Raw genomic sequence first — 1,706 nt, forward strand, 5'->3', positions numbered from 1 at the left:
TTGCTTTCCTTTAAAATGATTCATCGTCATTCCTCCTGCTATCTTTTTCTATTATTCTACCTTATTTGATAGTAGATTTAAAACTTTGCAACAGAACCCTATATTCGTTACAATGGTTATGGGAAGTTTTTCAAAAGATTAAGAAAAGCTTACGGGGGTTTTTGAAATCAAAAAGTAGTAGGGGACGATAAAATGAAACATACACACAAAATCATATTGGCTGTCACTTCTGTATGCACTGTTATTATTCTAGGTGTAAGTATCTTTTTTGTTACACAAGCAGTAACAAACAATAAATTAGAAAACACTAGTCAAACAACTCAACACTCAAGCAGCAGCTCAAAACCTGTTGAAGATAAACAAACGACGAAACAGCTTGATCAAGCAAAACAGCTTGCTGCAAGTTATCATTATGATGAAGCCATCGCCTTACTTGAAAAAGACGACGCCAAAGAAGCGCAACAATTGTTAGCAACTTTGAAAAAAGAAAAAGAATCCTTGGTAAAATGGGAAGACCCGACCAAAATCTCACACGTCTTCTTTCATAGTCTGATTGTTGATCCAGCTAAGGCTTTTCATACCCAGCAAGCACAAGGGTATAAAGATTATATGGTCACTATTTCCGAATTCAATAAAACCATTGATCAGTTATATAAAAATAACTATGTTCTTGTTAATCTAAATGGATTAGTCAAAAAAGGAACAGATGGAAAACTGACCTTTACAGGTGTTTCTCTTCCAGAAGGAAAGAAACCGTTAATTCTTTCGCAAGACGATGTCAGCTATTATGAATACATGGACAATTCAGGATTTCCAAGTAAGTTGATTGTCGATAAACAGAACCAAATCAAGAATATTTATATCGACAATAAGAAGGAAACTGTTGGTGACTATGATATGGTTCCATTGATCGATTCATTCATTAAAAAACATCCCGATTTTTCTTATCAAGGCGCCAAAGGAACATTAGCTTTAACAGGCTATAATGGTGTATTAGGTTACCGTACATCAAAATCAGAATATGGTGATAACGAAAAAACAAACAAAGAAATCGAAGCAGCCAAAAAAGTTGCTGATCAATTAAAGAAAGATGGTTGGAGTTTTGCTTCTCATACTTGGGGACACTTGAATATGACACAAGCTTCTTTAGCCGATATCCAACAAGATAATGAACGTTGGCAAAATGAAGTTGCACCTATTTTAGGCAAAACAAATATTTTGATCTACCCATTTGGCGCTGACATCAGCGATTGGCAACCTTATTCTGAAGCAAATCAAAAATTTGCTTACTTGAAACAACAAGGATTTGATATCTTCTGCAATGTCGATGCCTCAACTCCTGCATGGGGACAACTAGGAACTGACTACTACCGTAACGCCAGAATCAATATTGACGGTATCCGTTTCGAAGCTGACCTAAAAGGAGAAAATCCAATACTTGATCAATTTATCAACGTCAAAGAAGTGTATGACCAAAAAGATCGAGGATAGAGGTTGTGAAAGAAGCGTCCAGCTCCGAGCAAATAAGAACTAGATTTCTAAAATAGTTTCTCATATTTTGGAAATCTAGCGCTTATTGCTGAGGAGTTGCTTCTTGAACACCGTGGATAAGGTTATAACGAAGATAGTAGCCCACGGCTACAATAATCACATCCTGCTGAAATTGCTTTCCTTTAAAATGATTCATCGTCATTCCTCCTGCTATC

At 36.0% G+C, this 1,706-nt stretch carries 1 protein-coding gene; it reads left to right on the forward strand.

All coding sequences use genetic code 11. The features are described 5' to 3' along the window. The first annotated feature begins 192 nt into the window (after positions 1–192). The gene (locus CDIMF43_RS00395) at positions 193–1,491 is read left to right on the forward strand and encodes a polysaccharide deacetylase family protein (protein WP_014017385.1); all 1,299 of its coding nucleotides are present in this window, start codon (positions 193–195) and stop codon (positions 1,489–1,491) included. Positions 1,492–1,706 lie beyond the last annotated feature (215 nt).

This window comes from Carnobacterium divergens (assembly GCF_900258435.1).
GTDB classification, from domain to species: Bacteria; Bacillota; Bacilli; order Lactobacillales; family Carnobacteriaceae; genus Carnobacterium; species Carnobacterium divergens_A.